Origin of the sequence: Quisquiliibacterium transsilvanicum, from assembly GCF_014202215.1 — a bacterium.
GTDB lineage: Bacteria > Pseudomonadota > Gammaproteobacteria > Burkholderiales > Burkholderiaceae_E > Quisquiliibacterium > Quisquiliibacterium transsilvanicum.
This window is the reverse complement of sequence record NZ_JACHGB010000001.1, coordinates 185730-211365: the sequence shown is the minus strand read 5'-3', so window position 1 is coordinate 211365 and position 25636 is coordinate 185730. Positions and strand designations below refer to the sequence as shown.

The following is a 25636-nucleotide window of genomic DNA, read 5'->3' as shown; positions in this document are numbered from 1 at the left end:
TGGAGGCATGCAGTCACGGCAGTCAGCTCAACGTCCTGGAGGGTATCGATGGCCAAGAACATCTACGAATCGCTGCGGGAGAGCCACGAGCTTCAACGCAGCCTCTGCCGGCGTCTGCTCAGGGCGAAGCCCGAGAGCGGCCGCCGGGAGGAGGTGCTCCGCGAGCTGCGCATCGAACTGGCCGCGCACGCGGCGGCCGAGGAGCGCTTCCTGTACGCGCCCATCCTGATGCACGACATGGGACTGAACTCCTCCCGCCACGCCCTGTCCGAGCACCACGACATCGACGAATGCGTGGAGGAACTGCAGAAGGCCGACTACGAGGGCGGAAGCTGGCTCGCCAAGGCGAAGGAGTTGTCCCACCAGGTTCACCACCACCTGCGCGAGGAAGAAACCAAGTTCTTCCAGGTGTCGGGGAAGATCCTGACGGAGGCGCAGAAGGTGGGCCTGGCCGGGCGGTACGAAAAGGACTACCAGCGGATGAAGGGGGTGTTCGGGGCGGGTTGAGGCTCGGACGGAGGCAGTTGCCCCAGCCCACTGCGTCAGTAATAGTCGTCTTCGCGCTTGTGGCGGACGGCAACGAACACCACATCCGTCGCCGACTCGATCTCGACGAGGGCGACCCTGTGCTACGGTATACATAACCTGTAACACACGAGGGCGGCGCCATGAGCGAAACAACCTTCACCTTTCGGGTGGATGAAACCCTGAAGAACGAGTTCGCCGCGGCCGCGAAGGCCCGAGACCGCACCGGCGCGCAGCTTCTGCGCGACTTCATGCGTGAGTTCGTTCAGCAGCAGCAGGAAGCGGCCGAACATGACGCCTGGTTCCGTCGCCAGGTGCAAGCCGGACTGGATTCGGCCAACGCCGGGCGCCTGGTACCGAGCGCCGAGGTCGAAGCCAAGTTCGCCGCCCGTCGCGCCGCCACTCGCCGCCGGCTTGAAGGGTCTGAATGATCGAACTGCGCTGGACGCCCGAAGCCATCCAGGACCGCGAAGCGATCTACGACTACATTGAGGCCGACAACCCAAGCGCTGCTCTGGCTCTCGATGAGCTGTTTGAAGAGAAGGCTGGCCACCTGATCGCTCACCCGGGCCTTGGCCGGCCAGGTCGTGTCTCCGGCACCCGCGAGCTGGTAGCGCACCACAACTACGTACTGATCTATGACGTAACCGGCGAACTGGTGCGAATGCTACGTGTGCTGCATGCGGCCAGACAATGGCCGTCACGGGATCAATGAAACTTCGTCGGCAAGGACCTGGATCGCACGGAATTCCTCAGCACCGGAGGAGTCGGCATAGACCGGCCAGGGTCACGTCCCGGGACGTGACCCGTAGGCCGCGGGTGCGGGTGGCAATTGGCAGGCAGTTGCCCCAGCCCACTGCGTCAGTAGTAGTCGTCTTCGCGCTGGTGGCGGACCGCAACAACCACCACTTCGGTCGCCGACTCGATCTCGATGAGGGCGACGTAGCCCGACCGCCCAAAGGGGATGATCAGTTCGCGCAGGAACGGGCTCGGTCCGGCCTTTCGGCACGTGAACGGCGAAGTCTTCAGCGTCGCGAATCCCGCGCGGATGGCGGCAACGGCCTGCTCAGCCAACGACAAATCCCCGCCGTCTCGCTCAAGCTCGCGTTGGAGCACGAAGTCGAACAGGCGTTCGACGTCGGCTTCGGCCTCGCGGGTCAGTCGAACCCTGAAGGTCACTTGCGAGTCGTGGGAGGTTTGGCCAGGCGAGCACGCGCGGCGTCGAGCTTGCGCTGCAGCGCGGCGACGACATCGTCGGCATCGACATAGTCGCCCGTGCGCTTGGCCTGGTCTCGCGAGCGAAGGCCACGGGCGATGAACTCGGCCTGGACGCGCCGGCGCTCGACGCTGGCGCGCACCGAAGCCTCGACGAACTCCGAGAGGCTCTCGCCCTCGGCCAGCACCGACTCGACTTCGGCCCGAAACTCGGGCTCGACACGCACCGAGGGGATGGTCGCGGTTTTCATGGGTGCAATGTATCGCAATTGCGCCGCACGATCCAGCACATCGGAATTTCCCGACTGGAGAACGTCCTGAGCGTTCTCCACTTGTTCGGCGCAATGCTGAGCATCGACGGACCGGGCGACGGCAGCGAAGCTACAGGGGCGGGGAAATGAGCAGAACCCTTGCGCGCAGAGCCCATCGACGACAAGGCCGCGCGCCCCTTCTTCGCCGGTCTGCTCCCCGAAGGCAACATGCGCAAGCTGGTCGCCCAGGCGCTGCAGGTGTCGCGCCAGAACGATTTCGCCCTGCTCGACGGCATCGGCGGCGAATGCGCAGGGGCAGTTATGCTTCTCGAGCCCGGGCACCGGCCGCAAGAGGCTCCCGCCGGACAGGCGGTCCGCTGGCTGGATGACTGGGATCTCCTAGCGCGGCTGGACGAGTTGCCCATCCGAGCCGCCTGTTCTTGCCGATGCGCTCGATGGCGCAGTCGCTGGGTTAGCCTGCGCGATACCGGTGCTGGGCCTGATCTCCTCTCACCCCCGGCCAGCCGGCACGAGGGCTCGCGAACTCGGGTGGCCAGTCGGTACGGAATCAAGCGTCCGCCGGCATACACAAGGGCTCGGAGAATCCCCGGGCCCGCTTTCTTCCCAATATCCCCGCGTCGCTCAGCGACTGCTCGCCAGTATCTCAATAGAGATACATGCTTGCGGAAGCGGAGGATCTGATCATGGCCCATTCCACCATGCTGCACGTCCGTGTGGACGAGGAAATCAAGACGCAGGCTACCGAGGCACTGGCTGCCATGGGGCTGTCGGTGTCTGATGCCGTGCGCATCCTGCTCATTGCCAAGGCCCGCGCCGCCCGTTTTGGCTCTGCTGACGCCCTGATCGATGACCTCGAAAAAGCCCGCCAGCAGTAGGCGGGCTTGATCACCCGCTGAAGGGCGATTGGGTCGACCACCGCGAATGTCACATCGGCGGCGACTTCCTGCTGATCTACAGGCTCGAGGGCGGCACCATCATCTTCGTGCGGGCCGGCACACACTCCGAGCTGTTCGAGGACTGATACAAGGACGTTGAATCATTCCCCGGCACAGTCAGCTAGACTGGCAATGTTCCTACATCATGCGGCCCTCTGCGGAGGATCATCGTGAAGGCCGTCAACATCCGCCAGCTCAAGACGAACCCCAGCACGGCGCTGGCCGCCGCGCACGAGGACGACATGGTCGTGGTGATGAACCGTGACAAGCCGCAGGCGCTGCTGGTCGACCTGGAGCAGTTGGGCGTGGCCGACAAGCCGCTGGCCGAGATGCTCACCTTGCTGTCCAGCCTGGGGCTGCCGCTCACAGGCGAGGGCAAGGCCGCCGCCGATGAGGCGCGCGAGGAAATGCGCCGCGCGCGCGACTGGCTGCTCAAGCGCTCTGCATGAGCCTGACCTGCCCGAGTTCCTCGGGCCCAACAGGACCGCGGTCGGCGACCCGAACCGCATCGCGCAGATTCTGCGCAACCTGGTCGACAACGCCATCAAGTTCACCGGCTCGGGCGGCGTCACGGTGCGCGCGCGCATCCTGATCGACCCGGCGCACCCCGACTCCTTGTGCGTCGACGTATGGGTGGCCGACACCGGGCCGGGAATCCCGGCCCACCTGCAGTCGATGGTCTTCGCCGCCTTCACGCAGGCCGACGAAGCGACTACCCGCAGGTTCGGCGGAACCGGCCTCGGCCTTGCGATCTCGCAGGAGCTCTGCCACGCGATGAACGGGGATATCCGGGTGAGCAGCGTGCCGGGCGCGGGCGCGACGTTCAGCTTCCGCGTGCGCTGCGGTTCAGGGGCGCGCCTGCTCCCGGCCCCTGCCCTGGCACCCGCCACCGATGCGAGCGATGCGACCGGGACGCCGGGCGACGAGGCGCTGCCCAGTCGCCGGGTGCTGGTGGCCGAGGACAACGCGGTCAACCGCAAGGTGCTGCAGCTCATGCTCTCGTCGGCCGGGATGGAGGTCGAGTTCGCGGTCGATGGCGAGCAGGCGTGCTGCCTGGCCGCGGGAATGAACGGCCACGTCGCCAAGCCGATCCAGCGCAAGGAGCTGCTCGAAACCATCCGCCGCCACCTCGCGCAGGGCGCGGCCTCGACCCAGCCGCCCAACAGCGGCTGAAGAGTCCGGCGCCGCCGCGCCCGCACCCCGGCCACCCGCCACGGAACGAAACGCGGCAGTCTCCCCCCGGCCGGGCGCCGTCATCCCTGCCGGTATCATTTCCCCTTTTCCCCCGGGGCCGACCGGGAGCCCGGCGCTGCGCCCGGTTCCGGCGCGGCCGCGCTTTCGAGTCACAGGAGACACACCATGGGATCGACCGACGCCGCTGCACTGGGCAAGGTACCGTTCAAGAAGATCGACTGGCTGGAGCGCGACGTCACGCTCGAGCGCCGGCCGGACGGCGTCATGGTCCTGCGCTCGAACGTGCCGCTGCAACCCTACGCGAAGCACATTCCGTCCTTCCTGGCGAAATGGGCCGCCGAGACGCCCGACAACGTCTGGCTCGCGCAGCGCAAGGGCGCCGAGCGCCAGTGGCGCAAGGTGAGCTATTCCGAGGCCAAGCGCACGGTCGACGCCATCACCCAGGCCCTGCTCGACATGGGCGCGGGCCCGGGCCGCCCGGTGGCGATCCTCAGCGGCAACTCGCTCGAGCACGCGCTGATGACCCTGGCCGCGCAGCAGGCCAGCGCGCCCGCGGCGCCGGTCTCGCCGGCCTACTCGCTGCTGAGCCAGGACCACGCCAAGCTGAAGTACATCTTCGACCTGATCAAGCCCGCGGTGATCCTGGTCCAGGACGGCGTGCAGTTCGGCCGCGCGCTGCAGGCGCTCGACCTGACCGGCGTGAAGCTGGTCCACGTCGACCGCGCCCCCGAGGGCTTCGAGAGCACCGCCTGGTCGGATCTCGTCGCCACGCCGGCCACGCCCGCGGTGCCGGCGGCGATCGACGCGATCACGGCCAAAACCGTCGCCAAGCTGCTGTTCACCTCCGGCTCCACCGGGATGCCCAAGGCGGTGATCAACACGCAGGAAATGATGTGCGCGAACACTGCGATGACGCAGCAGTGCCGCAAGCGTTTCCCGACCGATCCCAAGCCGGTGATCCTGGACTGGATGCCCTGGAACCACACGATGGGCGGCAATGCGCTGTTCAATCCGCTGCTGGCCGACGGGGGCACGCTCTACATCGACGACGGCCGCCCGATTCCCGGCCAGTTCGACGAGTCGATCCGCAACCTGCGCGAGATCTCGCCCACCTACTACGCCAACGCCCCGTCGGGCTACGCGATGCTGGCCACCGCGCTGGAGAACGATGACGCGCTGGCGCAGAGCTTCTTCCGCCAGCTTTCGCTGCTCGCCTACGGCGGCGCCACGCTGTCGGACGACCTCTACCTGCGCATGCAGGCGCTGGCCGTGCGCTACACCGGCAACCGCATCGTCTTCACGACGGGCTGGGGCTCCACCGAGACCGCGCCCACCGCCACCTCCACCTACTGGGAGACCGAGCGCGTGGGACTGATCGGCCTGCCACATCCGGGCGTCGAGCTCAAGCTCGTGCCGGTGGGCCCGAAGTTCGAGTGCCGGCTGCGCGGCGTCATCGTCACCCCCGGCTACCACGGCCGCCCCGACCTCACCGAGGCCGCCTTCGACGAGGAAGGCTTCTACAAGATCGGCGATGCCGCCACCTTCATGAACCCCGACGACCCGCGCGAGGGCCTGATCTTCGCCGGCCGCGTCGTGGAGGACTTCAAGCTGATGACCGGCACCTTCGTGCACGTGGGTCCGCTGCGCGTGGCCGCGATCGCCGCCGCCACGCCGGTGATGCAGGATGCGCTGGTGGCCGGCCAGGACCGCGAGTACATCGCGCTGCTGGCCTGGCCCAACATCCCGGCCTGCCGCCAGCTGGTCGGCAAGCCCGATGCGCCGGTCGAGGACCTGATCCGTGAGCCCGCCGTCATCGAGTGCATCCGCAAGGGCCTGAAGGCGCACAACGACGCGTCCACCGGCTCGAGCATGCGGATCGCGCGGGTGCTGCTGATGACCGAGCCGCCCTCGATCGACGGCCATGAGCTCACCGACAAGGGCTACATCAACCAGCGCGCGTCGCTCGATCGCCGCAAGGCCCTGGTGGAGCAGCTCTACGCCGAGCCCCCGGGCGCCGACGTGATCGTGATCAAGTGATGGCCGGCGCACAGACCGAATCGCAGGCGCTGGCCGCAGTCGAGGCGCTGCGCGCCGGGCTCGCCCGGATCGCTCCGAAGCTGGTTCCTGGCGCCACCGGCGTGCCCAGGCTGGACCGCCTGTCCGGCGGCGCGAGCCAGGAAACCTGGGCCTTCGAGGTGGCCGCCCCTGGCGCCTCCGGCGAGACCTCCATCAGCAAGTGGATCCTGCGGCGCTCGCCGCCCGGCGTCGACACCCGCTCCTCGATGGGATGCGGGCTGGAGGTCGAGGCCAGGCTGATCGGCCTGGCCAGCGAGGCCGGCGTGCCGGTACCCGGCGTGGGCCACGTGCTCACCCGCGAGGACGACATCGGCATCGGGTTCATCATGACCCGCCTCGCGGGCGAGACCCTGCCCCAGAAGATCCTCAAGGATCCGGCCTTCGCGCCGATGCTGCCTGGCCTCGCGGCCCAGTGCGGCGCGGCGCTGGCGCGCATCCACGGCATCGAACTGGACAGGCTGCCGCCGCTGCGCACCGCGCCGGCCGCCGGCGAAGTGGCCGCCTATCGCGAACGCCATCGCAGCTACGGCGTGCCCAAGCCGGTGTTCGAGCTCGCGTTCCGCTGGCTCGAGCGGAACATGCCCGCGCCCAAGGCCCGCCTGGCGCTGGTCCACGGCGACTTCCGCCACGGCAACCTGATGATCGGCACCGACGGCCTGCGCGGCGTGCTCGACTGGGAACTCGCCCACCTGGGCGACCCGATGGAAGACCTCGGCTGGATCTGCGTGAACTCCTGGCGCTTCGGCCGCACCGACATGCCGGTTGGCGGCTTCGGCACCCGCGAGCAGCTGTTCCAGGCCTACGAGGCCGCCGGCGGCATGCGCGTGAACCCCGAGGAAGTGCGCTTCTGGGAGGTGCTCGGCACGCTCAAGTGGGGCGTGATGTGCGAAGGCATGGCTGCCGCCTTCCTGGCCGGCGAGCGCAACGTGGAGCGCGCCGCGATCGGCCGCCGCTCCTCCGAGACCGAGATCGACCTGCTGAACCTGCTGCTGCCGCGCTGAACGCGCGTCGCCGACAACGGAACCCCACGATGCACAACCAGCCCAGCGTCGACGCCCTCCTCGACATCATTGCCGAGTTCATGCGCAAGGAGGCCGCGCCGCGGCTTCCCGGCCACACCGCCTTCCACGCGCGCGTGGCCGCCAATGCGCTGGACATCGTGCGCCGCGAGCTTGCGCTGTCGCCGAAATCGCTGGCGGCCGAGAAGGAACGGCTCGAGAAGCTGCTCGGCGAGACCGGTGACCTCGAGACCCTCAACCGCCGCCTGTGCGAGCGCATCGCCAGCGGCGAGATCGACGAAGAAGCCCCCGGTTTCGCCGATCACCTCTGGACCGTGACGCTGGACAAGCTCGCGGTCGACCAGCCCGGCTTCGCCAGCTACAAGGCCTTTCTGGCCCGCCACCCCGACAGCGGGCACGCCCGCGGCTGAGCGCGGCGCGCCGCCCCGGCGGCCCTCACGAACCCCGGGGCCCTCCCAGCCGCTCCGGCCAGGAGCACGACCCGATGGAACTGAACAAGACCGAGATCACCACCCCGCCGCGGCCCGCCGCCACCGTCCTGCTGCTGCGCGACGGCGACGAGGGCATCGAGGTGCTGATGATCCGCAGGCACGCGCAGTCCGACGTGCTGGGCGGCGCGTACGTGTTCCCCGGCGGCAAGCTGGACCCGGCCGACACCGAGATCGCGATCACGCAGCGCATCGACGCCCTCGCCGACGATCTGCACCTGGCGCTGGGCGAGCCCTACCTGGACACGGCCACCGCCGCGGCACTGTTCGTCGCCGCTGCCCGCGAGACCTTCGAGGAGTGCGGCATCCTGATGGCGCACGGCATCGGCCAGGAGGGCGTGGAGCTTGCGCTCAAGCGGGCCCGCGAGGGCGCCAGCTTCGCGCAGATCATCGACGAACTGCAGCTGCGGATTCGCACCAGCGGCCTCGTCCCCTGGACCCGCTGGATCACGCCGCGCATGGCCGCAGTGATGACCAAGCGCTTCGACACGCGCTTCTTCGTGGCTGAGGTGCCGGAAGGCATCGCCGCGCAGCATGACGACCACGAGGCCACCGAGGCGGTGTGGCTGCGCCCGCGCGCGGCGCTGGAGCGCTACTGGAAGCGGGAGATCGTGCTTGCGCCGCCGCAGATCCAGAGCCTGGCGCACCTGGCGCGGCATGCCCGCGCGGCGGACGTCCTCGAGGAGGCGCGCGGGCGGCTGCCGCCGCTGATCGAGCCCGAGTCGTTCGAGGAGGACGGGCAGCGGGTGATCGTGTATCCGGGGGATCCGCTGCATTCGGTGCAGGTTCGGGCGATGCCGGGGCCGACGCGGCTGCGGCATCGTGAGGGGAGGTTCGAGCCGGTGTCGGGGTTCGAGGGGCTGTTCGCCTGATCGGCTGATTTCTCGGCGAGGCTCAATGCTTGCGCCCGGCGGGGAGGGGCAGACACCCTTTCGGCGCGCGATGGCTGCGGCGGTCGGCCCTGCGGGCCGACTCCCCTGCGCTGCTCGGCGCCGCGGACATCGCGCGCCGAAAGGATGTCTGCCCCTCCTCGCGGTAGCGGTGGCGCTCGGGAGACGTTCACCGGCCATATCGAAGTCGATTGATTCGGCACCGCTTGATCGACCTCGATTCACCCAGCTTCGATTCGCTCAAACCGTCGCTGGCCGTTCGCAACGGATCGATGTCCATTCACCACGCTTGCGTCGCGTGCGCGTCCAACGCACATCACCACCGTCCCGGCGAAGGTGCGGGCGGCCCGTTGGGGGCGGGGGCGTGTGCGCAGCCGAGGAGCGCAGGGTTGCCGGCCTGCGCGCGAAGCGCGCTTCGTTCATCAAACTCGCGGCGCCTGTTTGAACGGAGCGCGCAACGCGCGCGCAGTGAGTTCGCCGCGCAGGCCGGCAATCCGAGCACCACAGGGCACCCCTGCGCAGCAGGGGCAAGCACCCGCCCCCGCCCCCAACGGGCCGTCCGCGCCTTCGCCCGCGCCAGCACAGGCATGAAAGAATCGACTCAACCCACCCCTGAACGACCGCCGCCCAAGAGAGCCCAGCAGATGCAGCACACCGCGATCGACTACGAGCACGGCATCAGCGCGATCGACTCCGGCTACGGCCGCCCGATGCTGGACGCCGTGCACCTGATGATCGAGGACGGGCGCGCCGCTGTCATTGACACCGGCTGCAACGACTCAGTCCCGCGCATCGTGCAGGCGCTGCACGTGCGCGGCATCCCCCTGGATCGTGTGGACTGGGTGCTGCTCACCCACGTTCACCTCGACCACGCCGGCGGCGCAGGCCTGCTGCTCTCGCAGCTTCCCGAGGCCCGCATCGCCGTGCATCCGCGCGGCGCGCGCCACATGATCGATCCCGCACGCCTGATGCAGGGGACCATCGAGGTCTACGGCGAAGCGCAGGCGCGCGCGATGTACGGCGAGCTGGTTCCCGTGCCTGCGGAGCGCATCGTCGAGGTGGGCGACGGCGCGGAGATCGCCCTCGCCGGCCGCGCCATCGGCGTGCTCGACACCCCGGGTCACGCGCGGCACCACGTCTGCTACCTGGACACGCGCACCGGCCACGCCTTCACCGGCGACACCTTCGGCCTTTCGTACCGGGAGCTGGATGACGGCGGGCGCAATTTCGTCTTCCCGTCGACCACGCCGGTGCAGTTCGATCCGCCCGCGCTGCACCGCTCGATCGACCGCCTGCTCGCGCTGCGTCCCGATGCGCTCTACCTGACCCACTTCGGGCAGGTGCGCGACATCCCGCGGCTGGGCGCGGACCTGCACCGGCTGGTCGATGCGCACGCCGCGCTCGCCGAGCGCTGGCGCGGCGCCGGACCCGAGGAGCGCTCCGCAGGCTTGCGCGGCGGGGTGCGGGGGCTGGTGCTGGACGAGGCCGCGCGGCAGCGATGGGCATTGCCGGAGGATCAGGTGCTCGAGCTCTTCTCCGGCGACATCGTGCTCAACGCGGCGGGGCTGGAGGCATGGCTGCACGCGTCGGCGGCTTCGTCGGGTTAACGGGCGTGGCGGCGCCGGGCTTCGACACGGCTTCGCCGCTGCAGGCGAGGACTGAAGGGAGGCGGGCTCATCGCTTGAGCCCGACGTGAGGTGGTGCTGCGCGGCGCAGCGCGGAGCGGCAGGCGTCCACTCCTCGAAAGTGCGGTGACGCTCGTGAGGGGTTCGCCGGCCATGTCGAGTTCGATCAACTCGCGTTCGCAGCGAATCGATGTCCGTTCACCACGCTTGCGCCGCGTGCGCGTCCTGCGCACGCGGCCACCGTCCCGGCGAAGGCGCGGGCGGCCCCTTGGGGGCGGGGGCGTGTGCGCAGCCGGGGAGCGCAGGGTTGCCGGCCTGCGCGCGAAGCGCGCTTCGTTCATCAAGCTCGCGACGCCTGTTTGAACGGAGCGCGCAACGCGCGCGCAGTGAGTTCGCCGCGCAGGCCGGCAATCCGAGCACCACAGGGCACCCCTGCGCAGCAGGGGCAAGCACCCGCCGCCGCCCCCAAGGGGACGCCCGCGCCTTCGCCCGCGCCGGGATCACCTGGACCCCACCGCGCCCTCCCCCAGCACCACCACCTCGCGAACCGCCCGATCGTCCCCCAGCGCCATCATCGCGAACAGCCACTCCTCCAGGCTGTCCGCCATCGCGGTGCGACGCGCCAGCAAGGGGGTGGCCTGCGGATCCAGCACGATGAAGTCCGCCTCCAGCCCCACCTCGAGATTGCCCACCAGGCCTTCGAGTCCCACCGCGCGGGCCGCCCCGGCGGTGTGGTGCCACCAGAGCTGCGCCGCGGTGGGCGTGGCGCCGCGCAGCCGCGCCACTTCGAAGGCGGCGAGCATGGTGCGCAGCGGGCATAGCGAGGTGCCGGCGCCGACGTCGCTCGCCAGCGCCCAGCGCATGCCGGCCTGCCCGGCCGCGTCGAAGTCGAACAGCCCGCTGCCCAGGAACAGGTTGGAGCTCGGGCAGACCGCCACGGCGGCCCCGCTGTCCGCCAGCCTGCGCCGGTCGTGGTCGTCGATGTGGATGCAGTGGGCGTAGACGCTGCGCGGGCGCAGCAGGCCGGCGGCGTCGTAGACGTCCAGGTAGCTGCGGGCGCGGGGATGCAGTCGCCGCACCAGTGCGAACTCGTCCGGGTTCTCGGCGGCATGCGACTGCACCCAGACCGTGGGGTGGGCGCGCGCCAGTTCTCCGGCGCCGGCGATCTGCGCTGGCGAACAGCTCGGGGCGAAGCGCGGGGTGATCGCGCAGCCCAGCCGGTCGACGCCGTGCCAGCGTGCGATCAGCGCGGCGGTGTCTTCCAGCCCGCCGCGGGCGTCGTCGCGCACGCTTTCGGGCACGTCGGTGTCCATCAGGCACTTGCCGACGATCATCCTCATGCGCCGCGCCCGGCTCTGCGCCAGCAGGGCCTCGGCCGACTGGGGATGGACGCTGCCCCAGGCCAGCGCGGTGGTGACGCCGTTGCGCAGCAGCTCGTCGAGGAAGAAGTCGGCGGTGCGCGCCGCCAGTGCGGGGTCGTCGAACCTGGCTTCGAGCGGGAAGGTATGACGCTGTAGCCAGGGCAGCAGGCCGGGCGCGGGCGCGCCGATCATGTCGATCTGCAGGTAGTGGACGTGGGCATCGATGAAGCCGGGCGCAAGCGTGAGGCCGCGCCGGTCGACGATCGCCACGCCGGGATGGCGCGCCGTCGCCTCGGCAAAGGGCCCCAGGTCGATGATGCGGCCCTGCTCCACCAGCAGCAGGCCGTCATCGATCCGCCAGGGCTGGCCTTCTTCATCGAAGCCCAGCAGGGCTGCGCGCCAGGCAGTCATCGGATTCTCCTCGTGGCCTCGCCACCGATGATGCCAGCGCGCTGAATAGCCCGGACCACCCGGACCGCCCGGACCGCCCGGACCGCCCGGACCGCAGCCTGACGGAAATCTGCCCGCCGGCTAGCGCGCTGCGCCATCCTCAGGAAAGCATCTGCCCGCCGTCTACCGCGATGGTCTGCCCGGTCACCCAGCTCGCCATGTCGCTCGCGAGGAACAGCGCCACCGAGGCCACCTCCTCGGGGCGGCCCATGCGCGCGGACGGGATCGACTGGACGATGCCCTGATAGAGCGTCGGGTTGTTCTTGCGCGCCTCGTCCCACACACCGCCGGGGAACTCGATCGAGCCGGGGGCGATGCAGTTGACGCGAACGCCGCGCGGCGCCAGCGCCAGGGCCTGGGTGGTCGTGTACTGGATCAGCGCGGCCTTGATCGCGCCGTATGGGGGCGTGCGCACACTCGGCTGCAGGCCCGAAATCGAAGAGATGTGGATGATCGAGGCGCCGCGCTGCAGATGGGGCAGCGCGGCCTGCGAGGCGCGCACCGTGGCCATCAGGTCGATGTCGATGCTGGCGGCCCAGCCGGTCTCGTCGTCGGTGCGTCCGAAGCCCGAAGCGTTGTTCACCAGCACTTCGATTCCGCCGAGCACGCGTGCAGCCTCTCCAACGTAGTGCGCCACCGCTGCGCGGTCGGCGAGGTCGCAGACCGCTGCATGCACTGCGCCGCCGCGCCCCTGCAGTTCGCGCTCGGCGTCACGCAGGCCACTCTCGCCACGGGCGCAGATCGCAACGCTCGCCCCGGCGTCAGCGAATGCCTTGGCGATCGCCAGCCCGATGCCGCGGCTGCCCCCGGCGACGACCACGCGCCGCCCTTCCATCGAAATCTTCATCCTGTCTCCTCCTGGTTCTACCGGCGGCGGCCCATGCTGGCCGCCGCTGCGGATTCCGTCAGTCTTGTGCCGGCGCCTGCGCGCCGTTCACCGCAAGCTCGTCCAGCAGCCTGCGCAGGTCTTCCTCGCCGAGCGTCTCGCGCTCCAGCAGCCAGCGCGCGCCGGTCTCCAGGCGTGCGCGCTGGGTCAGCAGCAGCGCGCGGGCGCGCTCGAAGGCCTGCGCGACCAGCTCGCGCACGGCGCTGTCGATGCGCCGTGCCGTGTCCTCCGAATACTCGCGCGCCTCGGCGCCGATGAACTGCGTGCCCAGCATCGGCGCGCGCTCATGCTCGTAGGCGACGTTGCCCAGGCCAGGGTCCATGCCGAAGCGCATCACCATGCTGCGCGCGATGTCGGTGACGCGGGCCAGGTCGTCGGCCGCGCCGGTCGACACCTCGCCGAACATGATGGCCTCCGCGGCGCGTCCGCCCAGCAGCACCGCCATCTTGTTCTCGAGCTCGCGCCGGGTCATCAGGAAGCGGTCCTCGGTGGGGCGCTGGATGGTGTAGCCGAGCGCGCCGATTCCGCGCGGGATGATCGACACCTTGTGCACCTTCTCGTGCGGCTGCAGCTCCAGCGCCACCAGCGCATGGCCCATCTCGTGGTGGGCCACCGTGCGCCGCTCCATCGGGTTGAGCAGCCGGTTCTTCTTCTCGAGGCCCGCGACGATGCGCTCGACCGCGCCGGTGAAGTCGGCCAGGCCCACGGCATCGGCGCTGCGCCGCGTGGCCAGCAGCGCCGCCTCGTTGACCAGGTTGGCGAGATCCGCCCCGGAGAAGCCGGGAGTGAGCTCGGCGATCTTCTCGGGATCGGCGTCCCGCGCGAGCTGGATCTTGCGCAGGTGGACGTTGAGGATCTGCACCCTGCCCCGCTTGTCGGGACGGTCGACCAGCACCTGGCGGTCGAAGCGTCCGGCGCGCAGCAGCGCCGGATCCAGGATCTCGGGCCGGTTGGTGGCGGCCAGCAGCACCAGCCCGACGCTCGGGTCGAAGCCGTCTAGTTCGGCGAGCAGCTGGTTGAGCGTCTGTTCCTTTTCGTCGTGCCCGCCGCCCAGCCCGGACGCGCCGCGGGCGCGGCCCAGCGCGTCGATCTCGTCGATGAAGATGATCGCCGGCGCGCGCGCCCGCGCCTGCTCGAAGAGGTCGCGCACCCGCGCCGCGCCAACGCCGACGAACATCTCGACGAACTCGGAGCCGTTGATCGAGAAGAAGGGCACGCCCGCCTCGCCCGCCATCGCGCGCGCCAGCAGCGTCTTGCCGGTGCCCGGCGGACCCACCAGCAGGATGCCCTTGGGGATGCGCGCGCCGAGCCGGCTGTGACTGCGCGGGTCCTTCAGGAAACCCACGATCTCCTCGAGCTCTTCCTTGGCCTCGTCGACCCCGGCGACGTCTTCGAAGGTGACCTTGATGTCGGTCTCCATGTAGACGCGCGCCTTGCTCTTGCCGATCGACATCATTCCGCCGCCCAAGCCGCCGCGCTCGGCGAGCCGGCGCGACAGGAACAGCCAGAGGCTGACGAAGATCAGCGCCGGCAGCACCCAGCCGAGCACGTCGCGCAGGAAGGTGTTCTGCACGCCGCCGGTGACTTTGACGCCCCGCTCGGTGAGCTTGCCCGCCAGGTCGGGCTCGACGCGCAGCGTGACGAACTGGCGGCGGCCGCCGGGCAGCGGCTGGCGCAGCTCGCCATGCAGGCGGTCCGGGTAGACCACCACCTCGGCCACGTTGCCGGCGTCGAGCTGCTGGACGAACTCGCTCCAGGCGAGCGGGCCCACGGTGCGCCAGGACTGCCAGGCGTCGTTGATAAGCGTGATCGCCAGCAGCGCGAGCGCCAGGTACCAGAGGTTCCACTGGCCGGGGTTCGACCAGGAATTGGGCTTCTCGACGGCCATTCGTTTCCTCCCTTCACGCGGTGGACGGGCAGCGGAAATGATGCGGCGTCACGGCGTCCGCGACCTTGCCTGCACCACTGCCTCCTCGAGCAGCGCCCGATAGGCACGCGCCGCCGAGGTCCAGCCGAGATCCGCGGACATGCCTGCGCGCTGGATCGCGCGCCAGCGGACCGGGTCTCTGAAGGCCGCGAAGGCGCGCTCCAGCGTCCGCGCCAGCGCGTCGGCCTGCGGCGCGTCGAACACGAAGCCGTTGCCCTGGATGCCGCGCGCGGCAGCCTCGTCGGCGTCGACGACCGTGTCGGCCAGGCCGCCGGTGCGCCGCACCACCGGAGGCGTGCCGTAGCGCAGGCTGTACATCTGGTTGAGCCCGCAAGGCTCGAAGCGCGAGGGCATCACGAACAGGTCGGCGCCCGCCTCGATGCGGTGGGCCAGCGTCTCGTCGAAGCCGATCCGCACCGAGCAGCGGCCCGGATGGCGCGCGGCGACCGCCTGCCAGCCCTGCTCCAGCGAGCGCTCGCCGGAGCCGAGCAGCGCGATCTGCACGCCTCGGCCGCACAGCCGGTCGGCCAGTTCGAGCAGCAGGTCCAGCCCCTTCTGCCCGGTCAGGCGGCTGACCACGCCCAGCAGCGGCGCCGCCCCGTCCTGGACCAGGCCCAGGCGCCGCTGCAGGTCGCGGCGGTTGTCCGCCTTGCGCTCGAGCGAAGCGACGTCATAGGGGCTGGCGATAGCGGGATCGTTCGCCGGGTTCCATGCCTCGGTGTCGATGCCGTTGAGGATGCCGCGCAAGCTGTCGGCGCGATGGCGCAGCAGCCCGTCAAGGCCGAAGCCGGCCTCCGGCGTGAGGATTTCGCGCGCGTAGCTCGGGCTGACCGTGGCGATGCGGTCAGCGAACTGCAGCCCCGCCTTCAGGCAGGACAGCTGGCCGTGGAACTCGACGCCGTCGAAGCGGAAGGCCTGCTCCGGCAGGCCGAGCACCGCGAGCGCCTCGTGCCCGAACACGCCATGGAAGGCCAGGTTGTGGATCGTGACCAGGCTGGCCGCGCCCTGGCCCGCGTGCAGGAAGTGGAGGAACGCCGGCGCGAGCGCGGTCTGCCAGTCGTTGCAGTGCAGGACCTGCGGTCGCCAGGCCAGCGGCGATCCCTGTGCGGACAGCAGCGCCGCAACCCGGGACAGCAGCCCGAAGCGGCGCAGGTTGTCGGGGTGGTCGCGTCCGGAGGCGTCCAGGTAGGGGTTGCCCGGCTGGCCGTAGAGCGTGGGGGCATCGAGCAGCAGCAGCTCGGGGCCGGGGGCGGGGGCGGTGCCGGGGCCGGTGTCCCGGCGGGCCTTGGACGCGGCCTTGGACGCGGGCTTGGACGCGGGCCTGGAGGCGGGCCTGGAGGCGGCCTTGGCGCGAGCCTCGGGTCCGGCCTCCAGCCGCGCGCGCAGCAGCGTCGCGCCGGGCAGCGCCCCGCCCGGCGGATCGAGCCGCGCCGCGACCTCCAGGCGATCTTCGAAGGCCTGCAGCAGCGCGGGCCAGCCCGGCAGCAGCAGCTTCACGTCGCAGCCCTCGGCTGCGAGCGCACGGGGCAGCGCCGCTGCCACGTCGCCCAGCCCGCCGGTCTTCACCCAGGGCGCGATCTCCGAGGCGGCGAACAGCACCCGCATCACGCCGGCTCCCGCAACCGTCGCGCCCCGTCCGTCACAGCCAGCACATCAGTCCCATCTCGAAGCGGTGGGTGAGCCTGGCGCTGAACGGATAGGCACGGAAGCGGTAGTCCATGCGCCCGCACCAGTCGGGGTCCAGCTCGATCGCGTACAGGTGCTCGCCGGTGTCCAGCGCGTGCTGGGGCTTGAGCCCCATCAGCCGGCGCTCCTGGGGGTCGCCGGTCAACTCGCGGCGGTCGAAGACCACCTCGACGGCCACGTCGGCAGGGTCGAGTCCGTTGAGCTGCAGCGCCACCTCGAAGCGCATTCCCTCGCCGAAGCGGATGCGCTGCGCTGCGCTGTCGACGCGGCGCAGCCGCACGCCGTTCCAGGCTGCATGGACCCGGGCCTTCCATTCGCCCAGCCTGCGCGACAGGGCGAAGCCGTCCACCGAATGCTGGCGCCATTGCTCGGCCGCCGGCGCGTAGAAGCGGGTGAGGTACTGGCGCAGCATGCGTTCGGCGTTGAACTGCGGCGCGATCGTCGCCATCGAACGCTTGGCCATCGCCACCCAGCCCGGCGAGTAGCCCATCGGCCCGCGCGCGTAGTAGAGCGGCGCCACCTTGTCCTGCAGGATCTCGTAGAGGGTGCGCGCCTCGTCGCGCGAACGCTCGGCCTCGTCGAGCCCGTCGTGCACCGGCTTGATCGCCCAGCCGTTGTCGCCGTCGTAGCCCTCGTCCCACCAGCCGTCGAGCACCGACAGGTTGATCACTCCATTCAGCGCCGCCTTCATGCCCGAGGTGCCGGAGGCCTCCAGCGGATAGATCGGGTTGTTCAGCCAGACGTCCACGCCCTGCACCAGCCGCCGGCCAAGCCGCAGGTCGTAGCCCTCCACCAGCAGGATGTGACCCTCGAACTCGCGCATCGCGGCCACCTCATGGATGCGCCGGATCATCTCGCGCCCGGGCTCGTCGGCCGGATGCGCCTTGCCCGCGAAGATGAAGACCACCGGGCGGGCGGGATCGGAGACGATCTCGCGCAGCCAGTCGAGGTCCTCCATCATCAGCATCGCCCGCTTGTAGGTGGCGAAACGGCGCGCGAACCCGACCGTCAGCACGTTGGGATTATCGGGATCGGCGTGGCGCAGCAGCCGGTCGAGGTGGGCGTCCGAGCCGAGGTTGCGGGAATGCGCCCGTGCGATCCGGTGGCGCACCAGGTGCAGCATCTGCGACTTGAGCGACTGCCGCACGCTCCAGAACTGCTGGTCGGGGATCTCGTGGACGCCGGACCAGGAGGCCGGATCGGTGACCCGCGCCGTCCAGCCGGAACCCAGCTGGCGCGAGAACAGCTCGCCCCATTCGTCGGCCAGGAAGGTGGGGATGTGCACACCGTTCGTGATGCCGTCGATCGGGTTCTCGTCGGGTTCGATCTGCGGCCACAGCGGCGCGAGCATCCGCGCCGACACGCCGCGGTGGATCTGCGAGACCCCGTTGTGGAAACGCGAGCCGCGGATGGCCAGCGCGGTCATGTTGAAGTCGTGCGAGCCCACGGCCTCGCCTAGCGCGCACAGATGCGTCGGCGGCACGCCGGTCTCGGAGCACCACCCGGTGAAGTAGCGCTCGATCATCTCGCGCGAGAAGTGGTCGTGCCCGGCCGGCACCGCGGTGTGCGTGGTGAACACTGTGTTGGCGGCAACCGCCTCCAGCGCAGCGCCGAAGGGCAGCCCGTCGTGGATCATCCGGCGCACGCGCTCCAGCACCAGGAAGGCCGCGTGTCCCTCGTTGATGTGCCAGACGGTCGGCTTGAGCCCCATCGCCGCCAGCGCGCGCCCGCCGCCGATGCCCAGCAGGATCTCCTGCTCGATCCGCGTGGTGCGGTCGCCGCCATACAGCCGGTGGGTGATGTCGCGGTCGGCCGGCCCGTTCTCCGGCAGGTCGGCATCGAGCAGGAAGAGCCGCACGTGCCCGGCGCGCGCCTCCCAGACCTTGACCCGCACGTCGCGTCCCGGCAGGCCGACGTTCACGCACAGCGGCGCGCCGCGCGCGTCGAGCACCGGCGACACCGGCAGGTCGGTGAAGTCGGAATCGGCGTAGGCAGCCTGCTGGTGGCCGTGGCTGTCGATGGTCTGGAAGAAGTAGCCCTGCCGGTACAGCAGGCCCACGCCGACGAAGGGCAGCCGCATGTCGCTGGCCGCCTTGCAGTGGTCGCCCGCCAGGATGCCGAGCCCGCCGGAATAGATGGGCAGGCTCTCGTGGAAGCCGAACTCCGCGCAGAAATAGGCGACCAGGTCCTGGTCGCCGAGCAGGCGGTTGCCGTTGATGCCCACCTTGCTGTCGTGGTAGCTGTCGTAGGCGGACAGCACCTTCAGGTAGTTGCTGAGGAAGGGGCGGTCATCGGCGGCGGCATCGAGCTGGCGCTGGTCGATGCGCTTGAGGAAGGCCTTGGGACTGTGCCCCACCGCGTCCCAGACCCGGCTGTTCATTCGGGCGAACAGCGTGCGCGTGGGGCGGTCCCAGCTGTACCAGAGGTTGTTGGCGAGCTCTTCGAGGCGGGAAAGCCGGTCGGGCAGTGTCGGACTGACCTCCAGCTGGAATGCGGTGCCGGGCATTGGTACTCCGGGGGCTGCGTTGGTCGGGGCGGCGCGGGGCGGACTATGTCGGGCGGACGGTGTTGGGCGGGGCTGCGGTGCGCAGCGCCTGCAGCGGGCAATTGTCAGCGCGACGGCAGCATCGCGAGCCTCACGGTTTCGTAGTCGGACTTCAGTTCGAAGGTCAGCTCCACGACTGCCGCCTGCATGATTTTCTCAAATCCCCCTTCGGAGAGCGAGACAGTGTGCAGCGGCGCGCCGGCCATCCGGCAGGCGGGGCGGCATTCCAGCCGCAACGCCCCGTCGAGCGCACGGTCGTCCAGCGTCAGCAGCTCCATCGCCTCGATCGCGAGCGGCTGCCCGAATCCTGCGGGAATCGAGCCGTCGGCGAGCACATAGCGGCCGCCATAGCCATCGCAGCTCGGCATCGCCAGGTTGAGCTGGGTGACCAGCCGTCTGCCGGCCAGGCCCTGGCAGCGCCATTCGATGCGCACCCCGTCGCCGCCCACCGCGATCCGCTTGGCGACCCGCGCGCCGTCCAGCGCCGTTTCGAACAGCAGGCTGGGCGCGCCAGCGCCAGCGCCCTCTCCGACTCCGGCGCCCTCTTCGATGATCCGGTAACCGTCGAGCGGGGCGGCCGCGCCCTGGGGATCGACGATGCGGTCCACGCAGATCGCCCGCGGCGCGAGATCCGGCTCGAGGTCCTCGGGTTCGATCGCGTGCTTGCTGGCGATCCGGTCGTGCGCCGACGCGATACCCTCGCCCTGCGCGGTCTGCCCGGACCCGGCGCCGATGCGCTCATGGTAGGCCTCCTCGCGCCGCGCCAGCGTGTCGCCGAAGTTGTGCAGCAGCGGCAGCGACGAGAGCTCGTGCAGCGCGGCGCGGCCGTCGTCACGCAGCGCGGCCTGCAGCCCGCCTGCGCCGATCAGCCACTCGTCGCGGCCGTCCAGGTCGAGATCGACGCGCTCCAGCGGCGCGCGCGGCGACAGCCGCTCCAGCCCTGCCTCGAGCGCGCACAGGCTGCTCCAGGCCGCGCGTCGCAGGTGCGGCAGGTAGAGCCCGCCGAACAGTCCGTGCCAGTAGGCGTCGTTGGACTGCGCCTCGTGCAGCAGCGGACGCAGCAGCGCGGCCGCCGCACCCTGCGCATCGAGCCGGGCGGAGGCCCGCAGCATCCGCTTGTGCAGCCAATTGCTCTCGGGATAGCGGCTGAGGAAGTTGCGCCAGATGCCGCCGCGCACGAAGGCCTTGCTCTCCTCGAAGCTGCCGGCCGCGCGCTCGCGCTGCTGCAGTTCTGCGAAACGCCTGGCCGCCGCCGGGGGCAGCGTCCATTCGTTCATCTCGATGTACGAGGTGGTCGGCAGGTAGACCAGCCCGCGCGCCCGCCGGCCCGCGTGGAAGGCGGAGAAGGACTCTGCGCGCACCGTCGGAGACGCCAGCACCGCCTCGACGAAGGCGGCCAGCCAGCCGCGGCCGTAGACCCACTCGTGGGTCTCGGGCCAGATGCCGAACTTCTCCAGGTCGTCGAAATGGATCGCCGCGGCGTGGCCCTGGGCGGCGAGCGACTCCAGGTGGCCGAGCGCGTCGGCGGCGGGCGCGAAGGGCAGCCGGTAGCGAAGCGCCTCCGAGATCGGGAAGACGTCCAGCCGCAGCCCGTCCTCCTCGGTGGCGAAATGGCGGTCCAGCGCGTCGGCAGGAACGCCCGCGCAGAGGAAGTGATAGTCGTCCACCAGCACGTAACGCACCCCGCTCCGCACCAGCGAGGGCACCACCGAGGACTCCCAGACCCGCTCGGTCAGCCAGGCGCCTGCGGGCCGCAGGCCGAAGTGGCGCTCCAGGCGCGCGTTCATCGCCTCCAGCTGCGAGATCCGGTCCCGCTCGGGAATCGCCGCCAGCACTGGCTCGCAGTCGCCGGCGCCGAACAGTTCGAGCTGCCCGCGCGACACCATCTGCGCGATCTGCTCGACCAGCGCAGGATGGCGCGCTGCGAGGTCGCCGAGCAGCCAGCCCGACAGGTGCAGCGCGAAGCGGAACCCGGGATAGCGCGAGAGCGTCTCGAGGAAGGGCCGGTAGCAGCGCTCGACCGCGTCGTCGATCACCGAAGGGAAGTTGCCCACGGGCTGGTGGGCATGGACGCCGAACAGGAATTGCAGGGGCTCGGAGCTGGTCATCGAAAGGGAGTGCCGGTCATTTCGGAGGGCTCGGGTCCGGGCGGGCCCGGGTCGGGGTTCGCTAAGGTCTCAGGGTGCGGCGCGGCGCATCGTCCCGCCCGACTCCGGTCGGCCGCCGCCATGTCCCAGCGGCTGGTCGAGCGAGGCCGGCGGGCTGCGCCCGATCAGCTCGTAGAGCCTGCGCAGGTTGTGGCGGAAGACGCGCTCGAAACGCTCCACCGCATGCGCGGGGTTGTAGGAACCCAGCCACCAGAACCAGTCCGACCCCTCGCAGGCCGCGAGCTGGCGCTCCGCCTCGAAGCGGCGCTCGGGCGTGAACGCGTTGGCGGCCATCGCCTCGTCCCAGGCGGTCTTGGCCTGCGCCAGGAGGTCCCAGGCGCGGTTCTTGTCGGCATCGCCCATCCAGGTCGACAGCGTCCCCATCACCCAGCTGCCGGCCACCAGCCGCGGCAGCGTGCCGGTCGCGCCGCCGGCATCGGCGAGCGCCTCGCTTGCGGTGCGGGTGCGGATGAAGGGATGCGCCTCGAGCGCCGAGTAGAGCTCCTCGAAGAAGTAGAACCCGTTGTAGGGGTAGTACTCCCAGGCGTTTTCGCCGTCGAGCGCCACCAGCACCAGCGGCCGCTCGCCCTCGGGCGCCTCTGCCGCGATCGACTCCAGCTCGGCGATCAGGTGTGCCGCGGCGTCCCGCCCGTGCCACTTCGAGTACTCGAAGCCGATCAGGTCGGAGAGCCGCTCATCCCGGAACAGCAGCTTCACGTCCGGGGCCCGCGGATGCGACCAGGGGCGGTAGAGCGCGCTGCGGCGAGCCGCCTGGTCCCGCCAGCCGGGCTGCCCGAGACTGTTGGCGAGCACGCTCTCGCTGCTGGCCGTCCAGCCGATGCCGGCCGCGGCCACCTCGTCGAGCAGCGGCTCCGACACCGCGCCCTCGGCCGGCCACAGCCCCTCTGGGGCCAGGCCGAAGCGCTTGCGGTGTCCTTCGATGGCCTCCTTGAGATGCCAGCGCACCCGCTCGGCGCCGCCGGGATAGCCGGGCTCGGCTGGCAGCGGCGACTCCGGCAGCGCCTCGCGGCTGGCGCCGAAGTTGAGCATCAGCGGCGCCAGCGGATGCGCGTAGGGCGTGGTCGAAAGCTCGATGCGTCCCTCGGCGGCGAGCGCCCGGTAGCGCCCGACGAGCCGGCGCATCGCGATGCCGATCGCGTCGAAGAGCTGCAGGCGGTCGCCGTGGCTGAAGCCCGTGCCCTTGCTCATCAGCCGGCCGAAGATCGGATCGCTGCGCCGCTCGGTCTCGCCGACCCAGACCAGGTGATACCAGGTGAGCAGGTCGGCCAGGTAGGCGCCCGACAGGTAGTCGAAACCGCGCCGGTCGGCGGTGTCGACCTGCCGGAACAGATCGTGCAGACGGCGATAATGGACGTAGGGCTGCAGCATCGACTCGTGGTTCGAGTGGAAGCAGCTGTCCAGGATCAGCGCCCGGTCCTGCGGCTCGATCCGGTCCAGGTCGGCGACCTCCAGCAGGCGCAGCAACGGATCGCGGATGCGGCCCACGTCGAACTGGACGACGTAGTCCTCGAGCTGCTCCAGCAGCACCGGAACGAAGTTGAAGGTGCAGCGGATTCCCGGATGGCGCTCGACGTGCGCCGCCATGTCCGTGTAGTCCTTCATCGCGTGCAGGTAGACCCAGGGCAGCAGGTAGCGGCCGCTGGCTGCGTCCCGGTAGTCGGGCTGGTGCATGTGCCACAGCAGCACCAGGTCGAGCCGCGCTCGTGCGATGGCCATGCTCTAGTAGCCTCCGGGCGCGCGGGCCTGGCCCAGCATCTCCGGGGTGACCAGAACCACGCCCCCCTCGCTGACACGGAAGCGGGCCCGGTCCGCATCCGGATCGACGCCGATGCGCATGCCCTCGGGGATCACGCAGCCGCGATCGATCACTGCCTTGCGCACCACGCAGCTGCGCCCGACCTCCACCTTGGGCAGCAGCACCGAATCCTCGACCTTCGCGAAGCTGTGCACCCGGACCCGCGTGAACAGCATCGACCGCCGCACGATCGCGCCGCTGATGATGGTTCCCCCCGCCACCATCGAGTCGATCGCCATGCCGCGACGATTCTCGTCGTCGAACACGAACTTCGCCGGCGGCGTCTGCTCCTGGTAGGTCCAGACCGGCCAGTCCTCGTCGTACAGGTTCAACTCGGGCGTGATGCCGGTGAGCTCCATGTTCGCGCTCCAGAAGGCGTCAATGGTGCCCACGTCGCGCCAGTAGGGAAGCGAGCCCGGCGCGCCGGCGAAGCTCTCGGAGAAGGGCTGCGCGTAGGCGCGATGGTGGCGCACCGCATGCGGGATGAGATCGTGGCCGAAGTCGTGCGAAGAGCCGGGATCGGCGGCGTCGCGCTCGAGCTGCTCGTACAGGAAGTCGGCGCTGAACACGTACACACCCATGTTGACCAGCGCGGTGTCCGGCCGGCCGGGCATCGGCGCGGGCGATGCCGGCTTTTCGGTGAACGCGTCGATCCGCCAGTCGGCGCCGACGCTCATCACGCCGAAGGCGCTCGCCTGCGCCAGCGGCACCTCGACGCAGGCCACCGTGATGTCCGCGCACTTGCGGTCGTGGAAGGCGAGCAGCTTCTCGTAGTTCATCTTGTAGACGTGATCGCCCGACAGCACCAGCACGCGGCGCGGCCGCGCCTCGCGGATCGCGCCCAGGTTCTGGTAGACCGCATCGGCAGTGCCCTGGTACCAGTTCTGCTCGACCTGCTGCTGGGCCGGCATGATGTCGACGAAATCGCCGAAGCGGCCGTCGAGGAAGCTCCAGGCGCGCTGCAGGTGGCGGATCAGGCTCTGCGCCTTGTACTGGGTGGCCACGCCGATCTGCCGCACGCCGGAGTTGACGCAGTTCGACAGCGTGAAGTCGATGATCCTGAACTTGCCGGCGAAGGGCACGGCCGGCTTCGCCCGCCAGTCGGTGAGCTGATGCAGGCGGCTGCCCCGTCCCCCGGCCAGCACCATCGCGTAAGCGTCGCGCGTCAGCTCGCTTGCGAAACGCACCCCTTCGTCGGCGCGTCCGCCGCGCCTGACCCGCATGCCTTCGTCCATCCGACGGTTCTCCGAAGCGTGCAGCGGCGCGCAGCCGCGATCCGGATGCGCGGAAGCTCGCGCGCCCTCCTCCATTTCGGAGCGTACCCGATCCGGATGACGGCAGCGTTGAGAAAAGCACGCGCGGCCGCGGCTCAGCGCCCGCTGCCCAGCACCCTCGCCTGCCCGGAAGCCAGTACGCCCGCGCCCAGCACTCCGAGCGCGGGATCGGTGACCAGCCGCACCGGCACGCCCGCCATCAGCCCCGCGTGCCGGCCCTTGTCGCCGAAGCCCGCCAGGAAGCACGCGCCGCGCCGCGCGTCCATGATCCGTGGCGCAACGCCGCCGGCCAGGTAGAGACCGGCCCGCGGCAAGCTCAGCAGCGCCAGGTCGCCCGCGAAGGCGCCGAGCATCGAAGCGAACAGGTCCAACGCCTGGGTCGCGCGGGCGCGCACGGGGGCGGCGTCCGCGCAGGCGTCCTCGCTCGGCTGCGCAACCGGACGCGCGGCGGAAGCGGCTCCCGGCATGGCTCCCGGCATGGCTCCCGGCATGGCTCCCGGCTCGGCTCCCGGCGAAGACGCCAGCGCCGCAGTCGAGACCGCCGCCGCCGGATCGTCCGCGGCCAGCAGCGGGTCGTGCGCGCCGCTGCCGCTTCGCTCGGCCAGGAATCGGTAGAGATCCGCCAGGCCGGGGCCGCAGAGCACCCGCTCGGCGCTCACGCGGCCGCGATGCCGGGCATGCAGCCAGCGCCACAGCTCTACCTCGAGCTCGCTGCGCGGGGCGAGCCCCAGGTGCCCGCCCTCGCCGCCGGCGATCCGCCAGCGGCTGCCCACCGGGAACATCGTCGCTGCGCCCAAGCCGGTGCCTGGCCCGAGGATCACCCGCGGCGCATCGGCAATCGGCGCGCCAGCCTGCAGAGTGCGCACGCCATCCGCGTCGAGGCTGGCGACGCCGGCAGCGGCAGCGGCGAAGTCGTTGACGAGCCGGACCGGCCCGAGCGCGAAGCGCCGCCGCAGGCCCTCGGCGTCCAGCGTCCAAGGCAGGTTGGTCAGCGTCGCCCGTCGCCCGGCCACCGGCCCGGCCAGGCCGATGCAGGCCGCTGCCGGCCGCGCCGCCAGCGGCCCGAGCTGAGCTGCGGCCTCGTCCAGGAAGCGCCCCAGCATCGGCTCGAAACCGTCGAATTCCGCGCATGCGTAGCGCTGCTGCAGCAGCGGCCGCGATGCGCCCGGCTCGAACAGTGCGAGCAGCCCCTTGGTGCCGCCCAGATCCACGCCCAGCAGCAGGCCGGTCATCGGCGCGCCTGCGCCCCGCTGCCAGCACGCGCCGCATGCCGATCCCGCATTTCCGCTCCTTGGCTCCGTGGTT

24 protein-coding genes are annotated in these 25636 nt (G+C 70.5%); 13 read left to right on the top strand and 11 right to left on the bottom strand.

Translation table 11 applies throughout. From position 1 onward, the window contains the following. Window positions 1–48 precede the first annotated feature (48 nt). From HNQ70_RS00945 to HNQ70_RS00935, 3 genes are all read left to right on the top strand, one after another. Window positions 49–507, top strand: a complete 459-nt coding sequence (locus HNQ70_RS00945; RefSeq protein WP_183963399.1) for a hemerythrin domain-containing protein — start codon at window positions 49–51, stop codon at window positions 505–507. Window positions 508–668: 161 nt separating this feature from the next. Beyond that, window positions 669–956 carry a CopG family ribbon-helix-helix protein gene (locus tag HNQ70_RS00940; protein ID WP_183963397.1) on the top strand — a complete coding sequence of 96 codons (288 nt, stop codon included), beginning with the start codon at window positions 669–671 and terminating at the stop codon, window positions 954–956. Further along, a complete protein-coding gene (locus HNQ70_RS00935) occupies window positions 953–1240 on the top strand; it encodes a type II toxin-antitoxin system RelE/ParE family toxin (RefSeq protein ID WP_221302585.1) in 288 nt (95 codons plus the stop codon). The genes HNQ70_RS00940 and HNQ70_RS00935 overlap by 4 nt, the downstream gene beginning before the upstream one ends. A 146-nt stretch (window positions 1241–1386) precedes the next feature. On the opposite strand, the gene HNQ70_RS00930 is transcribed toward HNQ70_RS00935, so the two are convergent. Together HNQ70_RS00930 and HNQ70_RS00925 are read right to left on the bottom strand one after the other, a co-directional pair. Continuing rightward, window positions 1387–1704 carry a type II toxin-antitoxin system RelE/ParE family toxin gene (locus HNQ70_RS00930; protein WP_183963395.1) on the bottom strand — a complete coding sequence of 106 codons (318 nt, stop codon included), beginning with the start codon at window positions 1702–1704 and terminating at the stop codon, window positions 1387–1389. Next, entirely contained in the window at window positions 1701–1991 is a 291-nt protein-coding gene (locus HNQ70_RS00925) for a YlcI/YnfO family protein (RefSeq protein WP_183963393.1), read from the bottom strand. Before HNQ70_RS00925 ends, HNQ70_RS00930 begins: the two co-directional genes overlap by 4 nt. A gap of 159 nt (window positions 1992–2150) precedes the next feature. Here HNQ70_RS00925 and HNQ70_RS20560 point away from each other — a divergent pair, with 159 nt between their 5' ends. From HNQ70_RS20560 to HNQ70_RS00875, 10 genes are all read left to right on the top strand, one after another. After that, window positions 2151–2693 (top strand): HipA N-terminal domain-containing protein, encoded by a 543-nt coding sequence (locus tag HNQ70_RS20560; protein ID WP_183963391.1) that lies wholly within the window; start codon window positions 2151–2153, stop codon window positions 2691–2693. 2 nt (window positions 2694–2695) lie between these two features. Further along, complete coding sequence (locus tag HNQ70_RS00915) at window positions 2696–2887, top strand: type II toxin-antitoxin system RelB/DinJ family antitoxin (protein ID WP_183963389.1); 192 nt, start codon at window positions 2696–2698, stop codon at window positions 2885–2887. A 17-nt stretch (window positions 2888–2904) separates the two neighbouring features. Beyond that, window positions 2905–3033, top strand: coding sequence for a type II toxin-antitoxin system YafQ family toxin (locus HNQ70_RS00910; protein WP_183964258.1), 129 nt, complete (start codon window positions 2905–2907; stop codon window positions 3031–3033). A gap of 84 nt (window positions 3034–3117) precedes the next feature. Then, the gene (locus HNQ70_RS00905) at window positions 3118–3396 is read left to right on the top strand and encodes a type II toxin-antitoxin system Phd/YefM family antitoxin (protein WP_183963387.1); all 279 of its coding nucleotides are present in this window, start codon (window positions 3118–3120) and stop codon (window positions 3394–3396) included. Further along, window positions 3338–4120 carry an ATP-binding response regulator gene (locus HNQ70_RS00900; RefSeq protein ID WP_183963385.1) on the top strand — a complete coding sequence of 261 codons (783 nt, stop codon included), beginning with the start codon at window positions 3338–3340 and terminating at the stop codon, window positions 4118–4120. The genes HNQ70_RS00905 and HNQ70_RS00900 overlap by 59 nt, the downstream gene beginning before the upstream one ends. A 186-nt stretch (window positions 4121–4306) precedes the next feature. Further along, on the top strand, window positions 4307–6178 hold the full coding sequence (locus tag HNQ70_RS00895) for an AMP-binding protein (protein ID WP_183963384.1): 1872 nt from the start codon (window positions 4307–4309) through the stop codon (window positions 6176–6178). Continuing rightward, entirely contained in the window at window positions 6178–7218 is a 1041-nt protein-coding gene (locus tag HNQ70_RS00890; RefSeq protein WP_183963383.1) for a phosphotransferase family protein, read from the top strand. The genes HNQ70_RS00895 and HNQ70_RS00890 overlap by 1 nt, the downstream gene beginning before the upstream one ends. Before the next feature lie 29 nt (window positions 7219–7247). Then, entirely contained in the window at window positions 7248–7646 is a 399-nt protein-coding gene (locus tag HNQ70_RS00885) for a DUF6285 domain-containing protein (protein WP_183963382.1), read from the top strand. A gap of 74 nt (window positions 7647–7720) precedes the next feature. Then, on the top strand, window positions 7721–8596 hold the full coding sequence (locus HNQ70_RS00880; protein ID WP_183963381.1) for an NUDIX hydrolase: 876 nt from the start codon (window positions 7721–7723) through the stop codon (window positions 8594–8596). Window positions 8597–9258: 662 nt separating this feature from the next. Continuing rightward, entirely contained in the window at window positions 9259–10221 is a 963-nt protein-coding gene (locus tag HNQ70_RS00875) for an MBL fold metallo-hydrolase (protein WP_183963380.1), read from the top strand. Window positions 10222–10739: 518 nt separating this feature from the next. Here HNQ70_RS00875 and guaD read toward each other — a convergent pair. From guaD to HNQ70_RS00830, 9 genes are all read right to left on the bottom strand, one after another. After that, window positions 10740–12011 (bottom strand): guanine deaminase, encoded by a 1272-nt coding sequence (gene guaD / locus HNQ70_RS00870; RefSeq protein WP_183963378.1) that lies wholly within the window; start codon window positions 12009–12011, stop codon window positions 10740–10742. A gap of 139 nt (window positions 12012–12150) precedes the next feature. Beyond that, on the bottom strand, window positions 12151–12897 hold the full coding sequence (locus HNQ70_RS00865; protein WP_183963376.1) for an SDR family NAD(P)-dependent oxidoreductase: 747 nt from the start codon (window positions 12895–12897) through the stop codon (window positions 12151–12153). 58 nt (window positions 12898–12955) lie between these two features. After that, window positions 12956–14824, bottom strand: a complete 1869-nt coding sequence (gene ftsH, locus HNQ70_RS00860; protein WP_183963374.1) for an ATP-dependent zinc metalloprotease FtsH — start codon at window positions 14822–14824, stop codon at window positions 12956–12958. A gap of 48 nt (window positions 14825–14872) precedes the next feature. Beyond that, a complete protein-coding gene (glgA, locus tag HNQ70_RS00855) occupies window positions 14873–16468 on the bottom strand; it encodes a glycogen synthase GlgA (protein ID WP_183963372.1) in 1596 nt (531 codons plus the stop codon). A 34-nt stretch (window positions 16469–16502) separates the two neighbouring features. Beyond that, complete coding sequence (gene glgP / locus HNQ70_RS00850; protein WP_183963370.1) at window positions 16503–19055, bottom strand: alpha-glucan family phosphorylase; 2553 nt, start codon at window positions 19053–19055, stop codon at window positions 16503–16505. Between the two features lie 104 nt (window positions 19056–19159). Next, the gene (locus HNQ70_RS00845) at window positions 19160–21202 is read right to left on the bottom strand and encodes an alpha-amylase/4-alpha-glucanotransferase domain-containing protein (protein WP_183963368.1); all 2043 of its coding nucleotides are present in this window, start codon (window positions 21200–21202) and stop codon (window positions 19160–19162) included. Window positions 21203–21271: 69 nt separating this feature from the next. Next, window positions 21272–22978, bottom strand: coding sequence for a glycoside hydrolase family 57 protein (locus HNQ70_RS00840; RefSeq protein ID WP_183963366.1), 1707 nt, complete (start codon window positions 22976–22978; stop codon window positions 21272–21274). A 3-nt stretch (window positions 22979–22981) separates the two neighbouring features. Then, complete coding sequence (glgC, locus tag HNQ70_RS00835) at window positions 22982–24292, bottom strand: glucose-1-phosphate adenylyltransferase (RefSeq protein WP_246434523.1); 1311 nt, start codon at window positions 24290–24292, stop codon at window positions 22982–22984. Between the two features lie 134 nt (window positions 24293–24426). After that, window positions 24427–25563, bottom strand: a complete 1137-nt coding sequence (locus HNQ70_RS00830) for a glucokinase (RefSeq protein ID WP_183963364.1) — start codon at window positions 25561–25563, stop codon at window positions 24427–24429. Window positions 25564–25636 lie beyond the last annotated feature (73 nt).

What these genes read in the sequence shown, in the direction of transcription:
- HNQ70_RS00945 (WP_183963399.1), top strand. Translation starts at nt 49, where the DNA reads ATGGCCAAGAACATCTACGAATCGCTGCGGGAGAGCCACGAGCTTCAA.
- HNQ70_RS00940 (WP_183963397.1), top strand. Translation starts at nt 669, where the DNA reads ATGAGCGAAACAACCTTCACCTTTCGGGTGGATGAAACCCTGAAGAAC.
- HNQ70_RS00935 (WP_221302585.1), top strand. Translation starts at nt 953, where the DNA reads ATGATCGAACTGCGCTGGACGCCCGAAGCCATCCAGGACCGCGAAGCG.
- HNQ70_RS00925 (WP_183963393.1), bottom strand. Translation starts at nt 1,991, where the DNA reads ATGAAAACCGCGACCATCCCCTCGGTGCGTGTCGAGCCCGAGTTTCGG.
- HNQ70_RS00915 (WP_183963389.1), top strand. Translation starts at nt 2,696, where the DNA reads ATGGCCCATTCCACCATGCTGCACGTCCGTGTGGACGAGGAAATCAAG.
- HNQ70_RS00900 (WP_183963385.1), top strand. Translation starts at nt 3,338, where the DNA reads ATGAGGCGCGCGAGGAAATGCGCCGCGCGCGCGACTGGCTGCTCAAGC.
- HNQ70_RS00895 (WP_183963384.1), top strand. Translation starts at nt 4,307, where the DNA reads ATGGGATCGACCGACGCCGCTGCACTGGGCAAGGTACCGTTCAAGAAG.
- HNQ70_RS00890 (WP_183963383.1), top strand. Translation starts at nt 6,178, where the DNA reads ATGGCCGGCGCACAGACCGAATCGCAGGCGCTGGCCGCAGTCGAGGCG.
- HNQ70_RS00885 (WP_183963382.1), top strand. Translation starts at nt 7,248, where the DNA reads ATGCACAACCAGCCCAGCGTCGACGCCCTCCTCGACATCATTGCCGAG.
- HNQ70_RS00880 (WP_183963381.1), top strand. Translation starts at nt 7,721, where the DNA reads ATGGAACTGAACAAGACCGAGATCACCACCCCGCCGCGGCCCGCCGCC.
- HNQ70_RS00875 (WP_183963380.1), top strand. Translation starts at nt 9,259, where the DNA reads ATGCAGCACACCGCGATCGACTACGAGCACGGCATCAGCGCGATCGAC.
- guaD (WP_183963378.1), bottom strand. Translation starts at nt 12,011, where the DNA reads ATGACTGCCTGGCGCGCAGCCCTGCTGGGCTTCGATGAAGAAGGCCAG.
- HNQ70_RS00865 (WP_183963376.1), bottom strand. Translation starts at nt 12,897, where the DNA reads ATGAAGATTTCGATGGAAGGGCGGCGCGTGGTCGTCGCCGGGGGCAGC.
- ftsH (WP_183963374.1), bottom strand. Translation starts at nt 14,824, where the DNA reads ATGGCCGTCGAGAAGCCCAATTCCTGGTCGAACCCCGGCCAGTGGAAC.
- glgA (WP_183963372.1), bottom strand. Translation starts at nt 16,468, where the DNA reads ATGCGGGTGCTGTTCGCCGCCTCGGAGATCGCGCCCTGGGTGAAGACC.
- glgP (WP_183963370.1), bottom strand. Translation starts at nt 19,055, where the DNA reads ATGCCCGGCACCGCATTCCAGCTGGAGGTCAGTCCGACACTGCCCGAC.
- HNQ70_RS00845 (WP_183963368.1), bottom strand. Translation starts at nt 21,202, where the DNA reads ATGACCAGCTCCGAGCCCCTGCAATTCCTGTTCGGCGTCCATGCCCAC.
- HNQ70_RS00840 (WP_183963366.1), bottom strand. Translation starts at nt 22,978, where the DNA reads ATGGCCATCGCACGAGCGCGGCTCGACCTGGTGCTGCTGTGGCACATG.
- glgC (WP_246434523.1), bottom strand. Translation starts at nt 24,292, where the DNA reads ATGGACGAAGGCATGCGGGTCAGGCGCGGCGGACGCGCCGACGAAGGG.
- HNQ70_RS00830 (WP_183963364.1), bottom strand. Translation starts at nt 25,563, where the DNA reads ATGACCGGCCTGCTGCTGGGCGTGGATCTGGGCGGCACCAAGGGGCTG.